The 16,582-nt window shown below is 43.0% G+C and carries 15 protein-coding genes and 6 tRNA genes; 20 read left to right on the top strand and 1 reads right to left on the bottom strand.

The genetic code is table 11. The annotated features are described in order from the left end of the window. The first annotated feature begins 229 nt into the window (after window positions 1-229). The 8 genes from ftsB (at window position 230) to rpoS (ending at window position 6,103) form a co-directional block, all read left to right on the top strand. Window positions 230-511, top strand: coding sequence for a cell division protein FtsB (gene ftsB, locus F9817_RS05335; RefSeq protein ID WP_161153926.1), 282 nt, complete (start codon window positions 230-232; stop codon window positions 509-511). Further along, the gene (gene ispD / locus F9817_RS05330; RefSeq protein WP_161153925.1) at window positions 511-1,212 is read left to right on the top strand and encodes a 2-C-methyl-D-erythritol 4-phosphate cytidylyltransferase; all 702 of its coding nucleotides are present in this window, start codon (window positions 511-513) and stop codon (window positions 1,210-1,212) included. Before ftsB ends, ispD begins: the two co-directional genes overlap by 1 nt. Then, a complete protein-coding gene (gene ispF / locus F9817_RS05325; RefSeq protein ID WP_161153924.1) occupies window positions 1,209-1,685 on the top strand; it encodes a 2-C-methyl-D-erythritol 2,4-cyclodiphosphate synthase in 477 nt (158 codons plus the stop codon). Before ispD ends, ispF begins: the two co-directional genes overlap by 4 nt. A gap of 18 nt (window positions 1,686-1,703) precedes the next feature. Next, on the top strand, window positions 1,704-2,750 hold the full coding sequence (gene truD / locus F9817_RS05320; protein WP_161153923.1) for a tRNA pseudouridine(13) synthase TruD: 1,047 nt from the start codon (window positions 1,704-1,706) through the stop codon (window positions 2,748-2,750). A 7-nt stretch (window positions 2,751-2,757) separates the two neighbouring features. Then, window positions 2,758-3,510 carry a 5'/3'-nucleotidase SurE gene (gene surE / locus F9817_RS05315; protein ID WP_161154036.1) on the top strand — a complete coding sequence of 251 codons (753 nt, stop codon included), beginning with the start codon at window positions 2,758-2,760 and terminating at the stop codon, window positions 3,508-3,510. After that, the gene (locus F9817_RS05310; RefSeq protein WP_161153922.1) at window positions 3,503-4,129 is read left to right on the top strand and encodes a protein-L-isoaspartate(D-aspartate) O-methyltransferase; all 627 of its coding nucleotides are present in this window, start codon (window positions 3,503-3,505) and stop codon (window positions 4,127-4,129) included. Before surE ends, F9817_RS05310 begins: the two co-directional genes overlap by 8 nt. After that, window positions 4,129-5,046, top strand: a complete 918-nt coding sequence (locus F9817_RS05305; RefSeq protein ID WP_161153921.1) for a peptidoglycan DD-metalloendopeptidase family protein — start codon at window positions 4,129-4,131, stop codon at window positions 5,044-5,046. Before F9817_RS05310 ends, F9817_RS05305 begins: the two co-directional genes overlap by 1 nt. A 76-nt stretch (window positions 5,047-5,122) precedes the next feature. Further along, window positions 5,123-6,103 (top strand): RNA polymerase sigma factor RpoS, encoded by a 981-nt coding sequence (gene rpoS, locus F9817_RS05300; protein WP_161153920.1) that lies wholly within the window; start codon window positions 5,123-5,125, stop codon window positions 6,101-6,103. 78 nt (window positions 6,104-6,181) lie between these two features. Here rpoS and mutS read toward each other — a convergent pair whose 3' ends face one another. Next, on the bottom strand, window positions 6,182-8,743 hold the full coding sequence (mutS, locus tag F9817_RS05295) for a DNA mismatch repair protein MutS (RefSeq protein ID WP_161153919.1): 2,562 nt from the start codon (window positions 8,741-8,743) through the stop codon (window positions 6,182-6,184). Window positions 8,744-8,827: 84 nt separating this feature from the next. Here mutS and pncC point away from each other — a divergent pair, with 84 nt between their 5' ends. The 12 genes from pncC (at window position 8,828) to F9817_RS05235 (ending at window position 16,558) form a co-directional block, all read left to right on the top strand. Beyond that, window positions 8,828-9,313 carry a nicotinamide-nucleotide amidase gene (pncC, locus tag F9817_RS05290; protein ID WP_161153918.1) on the top strand — a complete coding sequence of 162 codons (486 nt, stop codon included), beginning with the start codon at window positions 8,828-8,830 and terminating at the stop codon, window positions 9,311-9,313. Between the two features lie 157 nt (window positions 9,314-9,470). Further along, window positions 9,471-10,514: a recombinase RecA gene (gene recA, locus F9817_RS05285; protein WP_161153917.1), complete on the top strand. Its 1,044-nt coding sequence runs from the start codon at window positions 9,471-9,473 to the stop codon at window positions 10,512-10,514. 116 nt (window positions 10,515-10,630) lie between these two features. Continuing rightward, a complete protein-coding gene (recX, locus tag F9817_RS05280; RefSeq protein WP_161153916.1) occupies window positions 10,631-11,104 on the top strand; it encodes a recombination regulator RecX in 474 nt (157 codons plus the stop codon). A gap of 208 nt (window positions 11,105-11,312) precedes the next feature. After that, window positions 11,313-13,895: an alanine--tRNA ligase gene (alaS, locus tag F9817_RS05275; RefSeq protein ID WP_161153915.1), complete on the top strand. Its 2,583-nt coding sequence runs from the start codon at window positions 11,313-11,315 to the stop codon at window positions 13,893-13,895. 196 nt (window positions 13,896-14,091) lie between these two features. After that, window positions 14,092-15,279, top strand: a complete 1,188-nt coding sequence (locus tag F9817_RS05270; RefSeq protein ID WP_161153914.1) for an aspartate kinase — start codon at window positions 14,092-14,094, stop codon at window positions 15,277-15,279. Between the two features lie 90 nt (window positions 15,280-15,369). After that, complete coding sequence (gene csrA / locus F9817_RS05265) at window positions 15,370-15,567, top strand: carbon storage regulator CsrA (RefSeq protein WP_004415691.1); 198 nt, start codon at window positions 15,370-15,372, stop codon at window positions 15,565-15,567. A 183-nt stretch (window positions 15,568-15,750) separates the two neighbouring features. Continuing rightward, a tRNA-Ser gene (locus tag F9817_RS05260) sits at window positions 15,751-15,843 on the top strand. A gap of 39 nt (window positions 15,844-15,882) precedes the next feature. After that, window positions 15,883-15,959: transfer RNA gene (locus F9817_RS05255), tRNA-Arg, on the top strand. Between the two features lie 26 nt (window positions 15,960-15,985). Continuing rightward, a tRNA-Ser gene (locus F9817_RS05250) sits at window positions 15,986-16,078 on the top strand. 65 nt (window positions 16,079-16,143) lie between these two features. Next, window positions 16,144-16,220: transfer RNA gene (locus F9817_RS05245), tRNA-Arg, on the top strand. A gap of 91 nt (window positions 16,221-16,311) precedes the next feature. Then, window positions 16,312-16,388: transfer RNA gene (locus tag F9817_RS05240), tRNA-Arg, on the top strand. A 93-nt stretch (window positions 16,389-16,481) separates the two neighbouring features. Then, window positions 16,482-16,558, top strand: a tRNA-Arg gene (locus tag F9817_RS05235). The last annotated feature ends 24 nt before the right edge of the window (window positions 16,559-16,582 follow it).

Raw genomic sequence — 16,582 nt, 5'->3', positions numbered from 1 at the left:
TTTGTGATTTAATGGTTAGGCTTTACTACGAAGTAGCTTCAAGATATTTGTTTAGCGATAAGTCTTGGTTATTTTTAAGTGTGTCAGGATATTGAGTAAATATATGATGTGACAACGGCCTTAGCTCGCCTATCGAGCGAGCATATGCTATAAGAAGGCCGTTTCCCCCAGTGTTAATCTATTAATGCCGCTTCTTTACGGCATTAAACTAAGTAATGAGTGTTGAGTTATGCGTGCATTTGCCCTGACCTTAGTCTTACTGCTTGGCTGTCTGCAATATACATTGTGGTTTGGCAAAAATGGTATTTCTGATTATAAAACGGTCTCTAGTGAAATATCAGCCCAAGAGCAAATCAATGCTAATTTGCATCAGCGCAACCAAGAAATGTTTGCTGAAATTGATGATCTAAGAAAAGGTTCGGATGCGATTGAAGAGCGCGCGCGTCATGAATTAGGTATGGTGAAAGAGGGTGAAACGTTCTACCGGATTATTGGTGAGGATAAAGATTAATGAATGAATCTATTACCGCTATTGTTCCTGCTGCTGGTGTAGGCAGTCGAATGAAAGCGGATCGCCCTAAGCAGTATTTAACCTTGTTAGGGCAGACCGTACTTGAGCATACGGTCACAAAATTATTATCTCATCCTCTTATTAATCAAGTTGTTATTGCTATCAGCGACGATGATCCTTATTACTCTACACTTGCTTTAGCCAATCATGATCAAATCGTTCGAGTCAGTGGTGGTACTGAGCGAGCGGGCTCAGTTCTTTCTGCATTAAATTATGTATGCCAAAATAGCCACAGTGAGTGGGTATTAGTACATGACGCCGCGAGGCCTTGCTTTAGATTAGATGATGTATCGAAACTTATTGATACCGCAACTCAGCATGAGGTGGGCGCTATTTTAGCTTCACCGGTACGTGACACAATGAAACGTGCTAATGATGAACAGGATATCGATCATACGGTTGAGCGTGTGGCTTTATGGCATGCTTTAACCCCGCAAATGTTTCGTGCTGAGCCGCTAAAGCACGCTTTAAGTACCGCAATACAACAAAGTGTGACAATTACCGATGAAGCTTCGGCTTTTGAATGGTTAGGTCATAACCCAGCACTGGTCGCAGGACGAGCGGATAATATAAAAATAACTCAACCAGAAGATCTCGCGTTAGCCGAGTTCTACCTACGACGAGATGAGGAAATGAAATGATTAGAATTGGCCATGGATTTGATGTCCATAAATTTGGTGGTGAAGGCCCTGTCATTATTGGTGGTGTTGCCGTTCCTTACGAACAAGGTTTGATTGCACATTCTGATGGGGATGTTGCTTTACATGCGCTATGTGATGCATTACTTGGTGCTATTGCTGCTGGTGATATTGGACGTCATTTTCCGGATACAGATGACAAATGGAAAGGGGCTGATAGCCGTGAATTACTCAAAGATGTCTATCGCCGTGTACAAGAGCAAGGTTATACCTTAGGTAATGCAGACATTACGATTATGGCGCAAGCGCCTAAAATGGCTCCGCACATAGAGGCTATGTGTCAAGCTATTGCTCTCGACCTCAATACTGATTTACACAACATCAATGTAAAAGCAACAACGACGGAACGTCTAGGATTTACAGGACGTAAAGAAGGCATTGCATGCGAAGCCGTCGTGTTACTAACCCGCTCGTAATCAATAGCGAACAAAAGAATGACAGATATTTTAGCGCCGTTTGCTTATCTATGTGGTAAGCCAACGGCTAAAGCAAAATTAAAAGCTCAACCTGAACATTTTCGGGTGATTGAAAATCTTGGCTATCCTCTTTTAGGTAAAGGGGAACACCTGATGGTTCGAATCCGTAAAACGGGTGAAAATACCACTTATGTTGCGAATGAGTTGGCAAAAGCTTGTGGGGTTAAATCGAAAGATGTCAGTTGGGCTGGCTTAAAAGATCGCCATGCAGTCACCGAACAGTGGTTAAGCGTGCATTTGCCTGATGGTGGTTTACCAAACCTTGCGCAATTTGAGGTCGAGCATCCTACGATCGAAATTCTTGAAATGACACGTCATAACAAGAAACTTCGTCCTGGAGAGCTGAAAGAAAACCACTTTGTGGTGACTTTATCCGAAACCACAGATATTGATGATGTGATACAACGCCTAGAAGTGGTTAAAGAGCAGGGAGTACCAAATTATTTTGGTGCTCAGCGTTTTGGCAAGGAAGGTAATAACCTTCATGAAGCTCGCCGCTGGGGGCGCGAAAACGTACGAACTCGAAATCAAAATAAACGCAGTATGTATTTGTCTACGGCGCGTTCTTGGATATTTAATCACATCGTTTCTCAGCGCATTGAACAGGGGGTGTTTAATCAATTTATCAGTGGTGATATTGCGTTGCATGGCAAAGAGGCAACATTAGTTGACCAAAATAATCTTGTGTCTCTTCAAGCTGAGCTAAATGCAGAGCAAGTACAAATTAGTGCTGCTCTAGCTGGTGACAACGCGTTACCTACTCAAGATCAAGCCCTCGCGATTGAGCAACCATGTCTCGATAATGAAAAGGATTTGATGGCGTTAATTTGTGGTAATCGTATGCGACATGATCGCCGTGTTATTTCATTAAAAGCAAAAGATTTGGTCTGGAGTGTCGATAACGATATGATAACGTTGAACTTCACTTTAGATTCTGGCAGCTTCGCCACATCGATTGTTCGTGAGTTGATTGAGGAAATTCCGGTAGAACGCCACTATGACTGATAAAAGAATGAAAATCCTTCTGAGTAATGACGACGGTGTTTACGCTGAAGGTATTCATGTCCTAGAGCAATCATTACAGGATATTGCAGATATTGTTGTCGTTGCCCCTGATCGAAATCGCTCTGGGGCGTCCAACTCATTGACACTAGAACAGCCTCTGCGTGTTAATCAAGTTGCACCTAATCGTTACTCAGTACAAGGTACTCCAACTGACTGTGTTCATTTTGCATTAAATGAGTTACTAAAAGATGATATGCCAGATTTGGTATTAACTGGTATCAATCACGGTGCAAATTTAGGTGATGACGTGCTTTATTCAGGCACGGTTGCTGCGGCAATGGAAGGTCACTTTCTTGGGGTGCAGTCCATCGCGTTTTCATTGGTTGGAACACATCATTTTTCAACGGCTGGCCATATTGCGCGTCAGCTAGTTGAGCAACACCTTTTTCAGGCTGTACCAACTAACCGATTGTTAAATGTGAATATTCCAGATGTATCGATATCGGGATTGCAAGGGGTTCAAGTGACGCGACTTGGTGCACGTCATCATGCAGAAAGTATGATTCGTCAAAAAGATCCTCGTGGCCATGATATATACTGGCTTGGGCCTCCCGGCGAAAGGCAAGATGCGGGTGAAGGTACTGATTTTTACGCAATTGACCGAGGTTTTGTGTCGGTGACGCCACTACAAGTCGACCTCACTGCACATGATGCGCTCGGTAGTATGAACCAATGGTTAAAGGGAAAGGTGGATGGCTAATCCAAAAGCTGAAAAATTGATTCAGTTTTTAGCCGAACAAGGCATTACAGATCAACGTGTGCTCGCTGCTATTTATGCATTGCCGCGCGAGTCTTTCGTTTCTCAAGCTATGATGCATCAAGCCTATGACAATAATGCATTGCCAATAGGACAAGGGCAGACCATATCTCAGCCTTATATCGTGGCTAAAATGACACAAATGTTGGAATTAACTCCACAAAGTAAGGTCCTAGAAGTAGGTACAGGGTCAGGTTATCAAACGGCAGTATTGGCCAATTTGGTAGAACACGTTTTCTCCATTGAACGGATTAAATCGTTGCAATGGGCTGCCAAACGTCGTTTGAAGCAACTTGATATCTATAATGTTTCAACCAAGCATGGTGATGGTTGGCAAGGATGGGTGAGTAAAGGCCCTTTCGATGCCATTATCGTCACGGCTGCGGCAAATCAGGTACCACAAGCTTTATTAGACCAACTAGCAGAAGGTGGGCGTTTGGTTATTCCAGTTGGTGAAGATCAACAGAAGTTGTATAAAATTGTTCGTCAAGGGGATGAGTTTATCTATCATTCCATTGAAGATGTACGCTTTGTTCCCCTTGTTGCAGGTGATCTAGCGTAATGAAGATGTCCCGATTAAGACCATGGCTCATGATGGGGTGTGTATCCAGTTTTTTACTTGGATGTGCCCCACATATGCCTGCGCCTGTCTCGGGACTGGGTAAAGATTACAGTTCGATTAAGCGTGGGAGCTACCGTGGTAGTTACTATCAAGTAAAGCCCGGTGATACATTATATTTCATATCTTATGTCACAGACAAAGATGTAAAAGACATAATTAGTTACAATAATCTCAGTCCGCCTTATGTGATACATCCTGGTGATAAGCTCAAGCTTTGGCGACCAGTATATACCCCTCCATCTTATGGCTCTCGACATTCCAATACCAAGGTAGCATCTAATGTTGCAAGTACTGCTGCTGCATCTAGCACAGTATATCCCCATGTAGCAAAGGTGCCTTCTTCGTCTAATAGTTTGAAAAATACCTCTAAAGTGGGTGGAAAAACCACGAATAAGGGGATTGATCAAGGCAAAGCAAAAGAGTATGTTGGAAAACAGAGTAAACATAATGTTAACACTAATATAAATAAAGCTAATTTAAGTAATCGGAAAATATCGAAATGGGTTTGGCCAACCAAAGGCCGGGTCATTAAGAGTTTTTCTGCTGGTAACCAGGGGAACAGAGGGATAGATATTGCTGGGCAGCGAGGTCAATCCATTCTCTCCACTGCAGCAGGAGTGGTAGTGTACTCAGGGAACGCACTACGAGGCTACGGTAACTTAATTATAATAAAGCACAATGATGATTATATCAGTGCATATGCCCACAACGATCGGTTGCTAGTCAAGGAAGGACAAAATGTTAGGGGCGGTCAGAAGATCGCGACAATGGGAAGTTCGGGGGCAGCTAGTGTCCGCCTACATTTTGAAATTCGTTATCAAGGTAAGTCCGTCAATCCAAAACGTTACTTACCGTAAACATACTTTATAGATAGAGTCATGTCGCGACATTGAATGTTGTAATGTCTTGCTTAACTCGCCATGGGGAGGCGCTATGAGTATCAGCAATACAGCCACAAAAGTCGAAGAATTCGAATTCGATCATGATGTAATCGATTCCATCGAAGTTGAAGACGATAGTTCGACCACTACCGAAGATTCACGTGACGATTTTGAGGTATCATCTAAGAGTTTAGATGCAACCCAAATGTATTTAAGTGAAATCGGCTTTTCACCACTTTTAACTGCAGAAGAAGAAGTTCTTTATGCTCGTCGTGCTCTACGCGGTTGTGAAGCTGCTAGAAAACGTATGATCGAAAGTAACCTTCGTTTAGTTGTTAAAATTTCTCGCCGTTATAGTAATCGTGGGTTAGCTCTTCTTGATTTAATTGAAGAGGGTAACCTTGGATTGATCCGCGCAGTAGAAAAATTCGACCCGGAACGTGGTTTCCGCTTTTCAACTTACGCTACTTGGTGGATTCGTCAAACGATTGAACGTGCTCTAATGAATCAAACCCGTACTATCCGTTTACCTATTCACGTGGTAAAAGAGCTCAATATCTATCTTCGTACTGCACGTGAATTGTCTCAACGTTTGGATCACGAGCCAACAGCAGAAGAAATCGCTCAAGAGCTAGACAAACCTGTTGATGACGTGAGTAAAATGCTTCGCCTGAATGAGCGTATCAGCTCTGTTGATACACCGATTGGTGGTGATGGCGATAAAGCGTTACTGGATATTATTCCTGATGGTCACAATTCGGATCCAGAAGTATCAACTCAAGATGATGACATTCGTACATCATTGATCGATTGGTTGGACGAGTTGAATCCAAAACAGAAAGAAGTATTAGCTCGCCGTTTTGGTTTACTTGGATATGAGCCATCCACATTGGAAGAAGTAGGTCGAGAAATCAATCTAACTCGCGAACGTGTTCGTCAAATTCAGGTTGAAGGACTACGCCGCCTTAGAGAGATTCTTCTGAAACAAGGTTTGAGTATGGAATCGCTATTTAATGTTGAAAACGATAACTAATCATTACCGAAAAAATTAGACAGTTGTTTATTCAAAAGGCACTCCAAAGAGTGCCTTTTTATATGGTGTATTTTTATCTTAAACAAGCTTTTTCAGATGATAGATCAGATCTAATGCTTGGCGAGGAGTGAGTTCATTTGGGTCTACTTCAGCTAAACGCTGTTCCACTTCACTAGGCTCAGGTATTAAGCTGAGCTGATTAGCGACATCAACAGCAGTTGCCGTGAGTGACTTTTTCTCATGACCAAGTTGCTCTAATTGATTCAGTTTTTGGCGAGCGTTTTGAATGACACTTTTGGGAACTCCGGCTAACCCTGCAACGGCAAGCCCATAAGATTTGCTCGCGGCGCCTTCATGAACAGAGTGCATAAAGGCGATGTCATCACCATGCTCAACGGCATCTAAATGAACATTGACCAAATTAGGAAGTTGTTTAGGTAATTCGGTTAACTCAAAATAGTGAGTGGCAAACAGCGTTAGCGCGCCAATTTTCTTTGCTAACCATTCAGCACTTGCCCAAGCGAGCGATAAACCATCATAAGTACTTGTACCACGTCCTATTTCATCCATTAGTACCAAACTTTGCGTCGTCGCATTATGTAAGATATTCGCGGTTTCAGTCATTTCGACCATAAAGGTTGAGCGCCCAGAAGCAAGATCATCCGAAGCTCCAATACGAGTGAAGATCCGATCAAGTTCTCCAATAGTGGCAGACTCGGCAGGCACGTAAGAACCAATATGAGCCATCAATGCGATTAATGCGGTTTGTCGCATGTAAGTCGATTTACCACCCATGTTTGGACCAGTAATGATCAACATTTGACGCTTTAGATCGAGATCGATCGGGTTGGCAATGAATGGATCGTCCATCACCTGTTCAACCACAGGGTGACGCCCAGCTTTGATATGTAATCCTGTTTGTGTGGTTAATTGAGGACGGCAATAATCTAGCGTTTCTGCACGTTCAGCCAAGTTCTGCAATATATCTATTTGAGCGAGAGATGATGCAAGATTTTGCAGACGCTCTAAGTGAGGCAATAGCAGATCAAATAGTCCTTCCCAAAGCTGTTTTTCTAACGCAAGTGCTTTGGATTTTGAGTTTAGAACTTTATCTTCATGCTCTTTAAGCTCAGGAATAATATAACGTTCAGCATTTTTCAATGTTTGGCGACGAATATAATTTGGTGGTACTAAGTGGCTTTGACCACGGCTAACTTGAATATAGAAACCGTGAACATTGTTGTAACCAACTTTGAGGCTATCAATTCCATGGCGATCACGTTCTTCCGCTTCTAGTTTTGCTAAATACTCGGTCGCGCCATTCGCTAAATCGCGCCATTCATCAAGTTCTTGATTGTATTCAGGGGCGATGACTCCGCCATCTCGAATGACGACTGGAGGATTGTCGATAATCGCAGCTTGAAGTAGTTCATGTAACTCATCCATTGGGCTGGCGTACTGCGCCAATTTCTGTAAGTAAGGATGGGTTAAATCTGTCACAATTCCTGCTAATTCTGGTAACTGCTCTAGAGCGTTACGTAGGCGAGCAAGATCACGTGGGCGAGCTGAGCGTAGCGCTAGACGAGCCAGAATACGTTCAATATCACCAATTTGTTTTAATACAGGTTGAACATCTGCAAAAATCCCTGTGCTTTTTAATTCACCGATGGAATCGAGACGCTGATTTAACGCATCCATATTACGCATTGGCTGGTGAATCCAGCGTTTGAGCATACGGCTTCCCATCGGGGTTGCACAGTGGTCGAGTACTTCTGCAAGGGTATTATCGGTGCCACCTGAAAGATTTTGCGTCAGCTCTAAATTACGTCGAGTGGCGGCGTCTAAAATGACGGACTGATCCTGCCTATCAAGAGTCAATGAACGAATATGAGGTAGTGTGGTTCTTTGCGTATCTTTGACGTATTGAATCAAACAGCCTGCAGCACAGAGGCCTCTGGTGGCATTTTCGACCCCGAAGCCAACCAAATCTTTAGTTCCAAATTGCTGATTTAGCTGTTGCTTAGCTGTGTCAATTTCAAATTCCCAGACAGGACGGCGTCTATTTCCTTGGCGATGCTCCATTAAATGTACTGGAGTAAAATCTTCAGGGAAAAGTAATTCACGAGGCGCTGTACGTTGCAGTTCTGCAGCCATTGCTTCTTCAGATTCAGGTTCACTTAACTGGAAACGCCCTGAAGTAAGATCTAATGTGGAATAGCCAAATTTACCATCTTGGAAATAGATGGCGGCAATTAGGTTATCGACTCTTTCTGATAAAAGAGCTTCATCTGTCACTGTTCCGGGGGTGACAATGCGAACGACTTTTCGTTCGACCGGACCTTTACTTGTTGCTGGGTCACCGATTTGCTCACAGATAGCGACAGATTCACCCAAATGAACCAATTTAGCTAGGTAGTTTTCTACTGCATGAAATGGAACGCCGGCCATTGGAATGGGTTCACCGGCTGAAGCGCCACGTTTCGTTAGTGAAATATCAAGCAACTGAGACGCTCGTTTAGCGTCATCATAGAATAATTCGTAAAAATCTCCCATACGGTAAAAAAGCAAAATATCTGGGTTTTCTGCTTTAAGCTTCAGATATTGCTGCATCATGGGAGTATGTTTTTTCTCTGCAGTCACGGGTTACTTCTTTTGTTTAAGGACGTTGCGGCTTAGGATACGTGAATCACCACCATGCGAAAAGATGAAAAAGGTTTTTTGATTATGCAATCACAACAGAAATTGAGTGAACATCTCGGACAGCAACTATTAAATGCCAATCAGGTTTTAGTCACCGCAGAATCTTGTACTGGTGGCGGTGTCGCAGCAGCTATCACGGATATTGCGGGCAGTTCACAGTGGTTTGACCGAGCTTTTGTCACTTATACCAATGATGCTAAGCAGGAGATGATTGGGGTTAAAGCGGATACGTTAGCTCAATTTGGAGCCGTGTCTGAGCCCGTTGTTATTGAAATGGTGCAAGGGGCATTACGCTCTTCTCATGGCTCTATAGGTGTTGCGATTAGTGGTATTGCTGGACCTGGTGGTGGCTCCGAAATTAAGCCAGTCGGCACAGTTTGTTTTGCTTGGGCTGATAAAAAAGGGTGGCAAAAAGTGGCTACTGAGCATTTTACAGGTGATCGCGCTAGTGTGCGTCAACAAGCAATTTTTTATGCATTACAAACAATTAGTGAATACTTATCTGAGTGAAAAAGTGATATCTGTCGAGTGAGAGGCAAAAAATTGTTATACAGGGGTGGACACTGTATGAATCAACAGTATAATGAAATCCATCAAGACATTTATTGTCGAACCGATTTTGACGCATTCATTGATCACCAAAAAGAGTGACAGTCTGGAGAAAGTAATGGACGAAAATAAACAGAAGGCTCTGGCCGCAGCATTAGGTCAGATTGAGAAACAATTCGGTAAAGGTTCCATTATGCGTTTGGGTGATAACCGCGCAATGGATGTAGAAACTATCTCTACAGGCTCTCTTTCTCTAGATATTGCCTTAGGCGCAGGTGGTTTACCTATGGGACGTATCGTAGAAATCTACGGTCCAGAATCTTCAGGTAAAACAACACTGACTCTTGAATTGATTGCTGCTGCGCAACGTGCGGGTAAAACCTGTGCTTTTATCGATGCTGAACACGCTCTTGATCCAATTTATGCGGGCAAACTTGGTGTTAACATCGATGAATTGTTGGTATCTCAACCAGATACAGGTGAGCAAGCTCTAGAAATCTGTGATGCTCTAGCTCGTTCTGGTGCTGTCGATGTGATGGTTGTCGACTCTGTAGCTGCACTAACACCTAAAGCGGAAATCGAAGGTGAGATGGGTGATAGCCATATGGGTCTTCAAGCACGTATGCTTTCTCAAGCGATGCGTAAGCTGACTGGTAACCTAAAAGCGTCTAACTGTATGTGTATCTTCATCAACCAAATCCGTATGAAGATTGGTGTGATGTTTGGTAACCCAGAAACAACCACGGGTGGTAACGCACTTAAATTCTACGCTTCTGTTCGTCTAGATATCCGTCGTACTGGTGCGATCAAAGAAGGTGATGAAGTAGTCGGTAACGAAACTCGCATCAAAGTTGTTAAAAACAAGATTGCAGCACCATTTAGAGAAGCGCATACACAGATCATGTATGGTCAAGGGTTTAACCGTGAAGGTGAATTAATCGACCTTGGTGTGAAGAACAAGCTTATTGAAAAAGCGGGTGCTTGGTATAGCTACAACGGTGACAAGATTGGTCAAGGTAAAGCGAACTCTTGCAAATATCTGCGTGAAAATCCAGAAATATCAGCAACGATCGATAGTATGTTACGTGACATGCTTTTGAATCCGACTAAGCCAGCAGAAGAGCCTGAATTTGGTGCTGTTCCAGAGCAAGAAGAAAAATAGTATTTTTGAGCATACTCATTGATATTAATGTAACAAAGCCCTGCAATTGCGGGGCTTTGTTATTATTAGCTGATCTCATTTCATCCAGTCTATTTTGTAGCCATTGAGAGAGTGTTATGTATTCTAAAAAAAAGCCAACGCTTACTGCTAAAGAATCTGCAATCCAATTATTGAGTCGGCGCGATCATGGCGTGTTTGAGTTGCAGCAGAAATTGGCTCAGAAAGGGTATGAAGAGGCTGATATTTTGCAAGCAATCGCACTTTGCCAAGAGTATGGCTATCTAGATGATCTGCGTTTTGCTAAAAGCCAAGTTCGCCAACATGTATTCAAAGGACATGGTAAAAGACGTATTCAGCAAGAGTTAAACTTAAAACGAGTGGCAGACTTAACAATAGAAGTAGCATTAGAAGAAGAGGGGCCTGATTGGTTTGAGTTGGCGAAAGAAACTGCGTATAAAAAATTTAAAGGAAAGCCAGCAGCTGATCAAAAGGAATACGCAAAGCAGGTGCGCTTTTTACAATATCGCGGTTTTAGTTTCGATCAAATTCAATATGCGTTAGGCGAAGACGACAATGAAGCGTTGTACTAGGTATTAATTCGTTGATTGAATCAGATTTTTATCATGCCTAATGGCTGATGATATGGCTCATTTGGCACTGTATCTCATTGTAGCGAGATAGCATATTTCTCTCATCACTAGAAAGATTCCTTTCTTTTCTCTTAGAAAACTATGCGAACCCTTTTCCATGCTTTACAATAGCGCAAAAATCTAACTTGAGAATTTCAGGAAGAGCTGCATGTATATGAGCACGGATGAGGTTCGCAACGCGTTCCTATCATTCTTTGAAAGTAAAGGACACCAGATTGTCGATAGTTCGTCACTGGTTCCACATAACGATCCGACCTTGCTGTTTACTAACGCAGGGATGAACCAATTTAAAGACTGTTTCCTAGGTTTAGAGAAACGCTCTTACACTCGAGCGACCACAGCCCAGCGTTGTGTGCGAGCGGGCGGTAAACATAACGATTTGGAAAACGTTGGCTTTACAGCGCGTCACCATACATTCTTCGAGATGCTGGGTAACTTTAGCTTCGGTGATTATTTCAAAGAAGATGCTATCAAGTATGCATGGGAATTTTTGACAACAGTTCTTAAACTTCCTGAAGATCGTCTTTTGGTTACTGTTTATAAAACAGATGACGAAGCCTTTAATATCTGGAATAAGATTATTGGCCTTCCAGAAGATCGTATTGTTCGTATTGGTGATAAAGAAGGCGGTAAAGCTTACGAGTCAGATAACTTCTGGCAAATGGGTGATACAGGCCCTTGTGGTCCATGTTCTGAGATCTTCTATGATCACGGTGATCACATCTGGGGTGGCCGTCCTGGTACACCTGAAGAAGATGGCGACCGTTTCATCGAAATTTGGAACAACGTTTTCATGCAGTTTAACCGTAAGGCCGACGGCACTATGGAAGAATTGCCAAAACCATCTGTGGATACAGGTATGGGGCTTGAGCGTATTTCTGCCATCATGCAGGAAGTACACTCCAACTACGAAATCGATGTTTTCCAAACGCTAATTAAAGCGTCTGCTGATGTTATTGGTTACGAAGATCTCTCTAATCAATCGCTGCGCGTAGTGGCTGACCACATTCGTTCATGTTCGTTCCTTATCGTTGATGGTGTTATGCCTTCAAACGAAGGTCGTGGCTATGTGTTACGTCGTATTATTCGTCGTGCGGTTCGCCATGGTAACAAGCTTGGTGCAAAAGGTGTCTTCTTCTATAAACTTGTTGGTATCCTCGCTGATGTAATGGGTACTGCGGGTAAAGTTCTTAAAGAACAACAAGCTGTAGTTGAAAAAGTATTACGTATTGAAGAAGAAAACTTCGGTCGTACTCTTGATCGTGGTATGGCTATCTTAAATGAAGCACTAGATAACCTAAATGGTGATGTGCTTGATGGTGAGACGGTATTCAAACTTTATGACACTTATGGTTTCCCAGCGGATTTAACGAATGATGTTGCTCGTGAACGTGGATTTACGATCGATGAAGCTGGATTTGAATCTGCAATGGAAGCTCAGCGTCAACGTGCTCGCGAAGCTGGGCAGTTCGATACTGACTACAACGACAAAATTAAGACAGAAACTAACACTGAATTTTGTGGCTATACAGCAACACAAGGGCATAGTGAAGTTGTTGAACTGTTTGTCGATGGTCATGCAGTCGATTCTTTATCTGCTGGTGATAAAGCCATTGTGGTTCTAAAAGAAACACCATTCTATGCTGAATCAGGCGGTCAAGCGGGTGATGCTGGTGTGATTGAAACCACCTCTGGTCGTTTTGTTGTCGAAGATACTCAAAAATTGGGTAATGCCACTGCACACCACGGTGTTTTACAAGAAGGTGTGTTGGCGAAAGGCGATGACGTGAAAGCGTTGGTTAATGAAGCTCGCCGCGTAGCAAGTTCTTTAAACCACTCTGCGACTCACTTACTTCATGCTGCATTACGCCAAGTATTGGGTACTCACGTTGCGCAAAAAGGCTCACTAGTTCGTGCTGAAGCGTTGCGTTTTGACTTCTCTCACTTAGAAGCGATGACTGCAGAAGAATTGAAGAAGGTAGAGCGTTTAGTTAACGAGCAAATTCGTCGTAACCATGTTATTCAAACTGAAATCATGGATATTGATGCTGCTAAAGAGAAAGGTGCGATGGCACTGTTCGGTGAAAAATACGATGACCAAGTTCGTGTGTTATCTATGGGAGATTTTTCTACTGAACTATGTGGTGGTATCCATGCAACGCATACTGGTGATATCGGTCTGTTCAAAATTGTTTCAGAGAGTGGTATCGCAGCTGGTATTCGTCGTATTGAAGCGGTTACTGGTGAAGCTGCTCTAGATTATCTAGAAGCGCAAGCTGAAAAATACGAAGAGAAAGTAGATGAAATGGCTCACAAAGCCAAGTCACTAGAGAAAGAAATTCACCACCTGAAAGATCAACTTGCTTCACAAGCTGGTTCTAACCTAGCGAACCAAGCAAAACAGATTTCAGGGGTTAATGTTTTAGTTGCTCAATTAGATGGTGCGGATAACAAAGCTCTGCGCGGTATGGTTGATGAACTGAAGAACCAATTAGGTAGCGCTATCATCATGCTCGGTAATGTAGCTGATGGTAAGATCGGCCTAATTGCTGGTGTGACTAAAGATCTTACTGGCAAAGTTAAAGCGGGCGAACTGGTTAATATGGTTGCTCAGCAAGTTGGCGGTAAAGGCGGTGGTCGCCCTGATATGGCTCAAGCTGGTGGTAGTGATGCAAAAGCACTCCCTGCGGCATTAGAGTCTGTAGATGCTTGGCTTGCTGAACGTCTATAAATTTGTAATTTAGATAAAAATAAATCGCGCTCAGTCTAATTTTAGCGGAGCGTATCATACGTGAACCAAGCGGTTTAATTAGTGTAAAAGCTAGTTACTGCTTGGTTTTGTTTTTGCTACTACGTAATCGATAATCAATTAGTTGATTAAGGTGTTTTAGTTTTAAGAAGACTTTGTCTTAGGAAGGTGGATAACGGTGAAAAAGCCCCTTATCGTGCAAAAGTTTGGTGGTACATCTGTGGGTTCAATTGAACGAATCCATGCTGTTGCTGAACACATCATTAAAGCGAAAAATGATGGTAATCAAGTTGTGGTTGTGGTTTCAGCAATGTCTGGTGAAACCAATCGTTTGTTAGGTTTATCCCAGCAAATAGATAGCGTGCCAACGGCACGAGAACTTGATGTTTTGCTCTCTGCTGGTGAACAAGTATCAATGGCTCTTGTGGCTATGACTCTTAATAAATTAGGGTATTCAGCTCGTTCACTAACCGGAGCTCAAGCGAATATTGTGACAGATAATCTGCACAATGACGCGACGATTAAACATATTGATCCACAAGTTATTAATAGATTACTGGAACAAGATCACATAGTTGTGGTTGCTGGTTTTCAAGGGGTCAATGAAAATGGGGATATCACAACACTTGGCCGTGGCGGTTCAGATACAACAGCGGTTACGCTGGCTGGAGCCTTGCAAGCGGATGAGTGTCAGATTTTCACCGATGTAGATGGTATTTATACGTGTGATCCAAGAGTTGTTCCGAGTGCTCGGAAGTTAGATGAGATAGATTTCCCATCAATGGAAGAGATGGCTCGTAAGGGCGCTAAAGTACTGCATCTGCCATGCGTACAATATGCTTGGGCACACAAAGTACCGCTACGAGTACTATCCTCTTTCGAAATGAATAAAGGCAGTTTAGTTAAAGGTGAAGTGGGCTCTAAGTCTATCTGTGGAATTGCATTGCAACGAGACATGGCAATTGTTCGTGTTGATACTACTTCTTTGTCGAGTTTGACCAGTCAGTGTCAAATGTTAGGTATTGACGTATGGAATGTGATCGAGGAAGCAGAATGGGCAGGAGTGGTGATAAAACACGACGCTTGTGCGAAATTAGCGCTGGTTTTCAGCGATAAAATCCGTAACACTGAGACTGTGAGTTTATTAACCACGGTAGGTTTACAAGCACCACGACTCGTTAATGACTTTTATCAGTTATTAACTGGAAATACGATTGATGTACGTTATATTTCAACCACGACTCAGTCCGTTATGTTCACTTTAGTTCCGCACGATATCGATCGAGCTGCTAACTTATTACATAATGCTTATCTAGCAACAGATGATTTGATGTCTAACCAAGCTAAGCAAGTTATCTTGGGTTAAAGGGCTATTTTCGAGAGTTTACCGAAATATAACTTTTGATCGATAATAACGTAGTTGCAATAAAAACAGAGATTACTCAAGGAGCATAGAATGCTAATTTTGACTCGCCGTGTTGGCGAAACACTCATGATCGGTGATGAAGTGACGGTCACAGTACTAGGCGTTAAAGGTAACCAAGTTCGTATTGGTGTAAACGCACCCAAAGAAGTATCAGTACACCGTGAAGAAATCTACATGCGCATTCAAGCAGAAAAAGGTAACGGTAACGTTGCATCAGGCAACTACTAACTATCTAAAGAGGCTGACAGTTTTTGTCAGCCTTTTTTGTTTTTAAGGTGATTTAGTTTGCGGAAAAGAGCAAATTCACACCGCTTTGATTAAATACCCAACGGTTAAGCGTTTTTTTACTATTTTTACCAAGAAAATGTTTGACATATTTTTGGTAAATCGTAATATGTGCCTCCGCAAGACGGTGAGGTGGCCGAGAGGCCGAAGGCGCTCCCCTGCTAAGGGAGTATACGGTTTGTAGCCGTATCGAGGGTTCGAATCCCTCCCTCACCGCCATTCTTGCACTGCTTATCAATTAGCATGAAAGCAGATAGTGCGCCTGTAGCTCAGCTGGATAGAGTACCTGGCTACGAACCAGGCGGTCAGAGGTTCGAATCCTCTCAGGCGCACCATATTCTTATGAATATGATCAAAAGACGGTGAGGTGGCCGAGAGGCCGAAGGCGCTCCCCTGCTAAGGGAGTATACGGTTTGTAGCCGTATCGAGGGTTCGAATCCCTCCCTCACCGCCATTTTTGACCTAAGGTCAATTTTTTTGGTCCATAAGAATGTTTTTGTGATGTGGATCACATGTAGTGCGCCTGTAGCTCAGCTGGATAGAGTACCTGGCTACGAACCAGGCGGTCAGAGGTTCGAATCCTCTCAGGCGCACCATTATTCAATCGGGAAGATGTATTTAGCGATATAACTTCTTGATACGATAAAGGGTAATGCCCTGATGTTACTTGGTAATATCGAAAACAGTGCGCCTGTAGCTCAGCTGGATAGAGTACCTGGCTACGAACCAGGCGGTCAGAGGTTCGAATCCTCTCAGGCGCACCACTATTGATTGAGAAGATATGATTTAGNGTTNTAATTTCTCNATATGATTTAAAGGGTAATGCCCTGATGTTACTTAGTGATATCGAAAACAGTGCGCCTGTAGCTCAGCTGGATAGAGTACCTGGCTACGAACCAGGCGGTCAGAGGTTCGAATCCTCTCAGGCGCACCACTATTGATTGAGAAGATATGATTT

Origin of the sequence: Vibrio eleionomae (genome assembly GCF_009874545.1) — a bacterium.
Lineage (GTDB): Bacteria > Pseudomonadota > Gammaproteobacteria > Enterobacterales > Vibrionaceae > Vibrio > Vibrio nitrifigilis.
The sequence above is the reverse complement of the archived record's forward strand: the minus strand, read 5'-3'. Positions and strand labels throughout refer to the sequence as shown.

Excerpts from the sequence above, each read along its gene's own strand:
- ftsB (WP_161153926.1), top strand. The coding sequence starts at position 230 with ATGCGTGCATTTGCCCTGACCTTAGTCTTACTGCTTGGCTGTCTGCAA.
- ispD (WP_161153925.1), top strand. The coding sequence starts at position 511 with ATGAATGAATCTATTACCGCTATTGTTCCTGCTGCTGGTGTAGGCAGT.
- ispF (WP_161153924.1), top strand. The coding sequence starts at position 1,209 with ATGATTAGAATTGGCCATGGATTTGATGTCCATAAATTTGGTGGTGAA.
- truD (WP_161153923.1), top strand. The coding sequence starts at position 1,704 with ATGACAGATATTTTAGCGCCGTTTGCTTATCTATGTGGTAAGCCAACG.
- surE (WP_161154036.1), top strand. The coding sequence starts at position 2,758 with ATGAAAATCCTTCTGAGTAATGACGACGGTGTTTACGCTGAAGGTATT.
- F9817_RS05310 (WP_161153922.1), top strand. The coding sequence starts at position 3,503 with ATGGCTAATCCAAAAGCTGAAAAATTGATTCAGTTTTTAGCCGAACAA.
- F9817_RS05305 (WP_161153921.1), top strand. The coding sequence starts at position 4,129 with ATGAAGATGTCCCGATTAAGACCATGGCTCATGATGGGGTGTGTATCC.
- rpoS (WP_161153920.1), top strand. The coding sequence starts at position 5,123 with ATGAGTATCAGCAATACAGCCACAAAAGTCGAAGAATTCGAATTCGAT.
- pncC (WP_161153918.1), top strand. The coding sequence starts at position 8,828 with ATGCAATCACAACAGAAATTGAGTGAACATCTCGGACAGCAACTATTA.
- recA (WP_161153917.1), top strand. The coding sequence starts at position 9,471 with ATGGACGAAAATAAACAGAAGGCTCTGGCCGCAGCATTAGGTCAGATT.
- recX (WP_161153916.1), top strand. The coding sequence starts at position 10,631 with ATGTATTCTAAAAAAAAGCCAACGCTTACTGCTAAAGAATCTGCAATC.
- alaS (WP_161153915.1), top strand. The coding sequence starts at position 11,313 with ATGTATATGAGCACGGATGAGGTTCGCAACGCGTTCCTATCATTCTTT.
- csrA (WP_004415691.1), top strand. The coding sequence starts at position 15,370 with ATGCTAATTTTGACTCGCCGTGTTGGCGAAACACTCATGATCGGTGAT.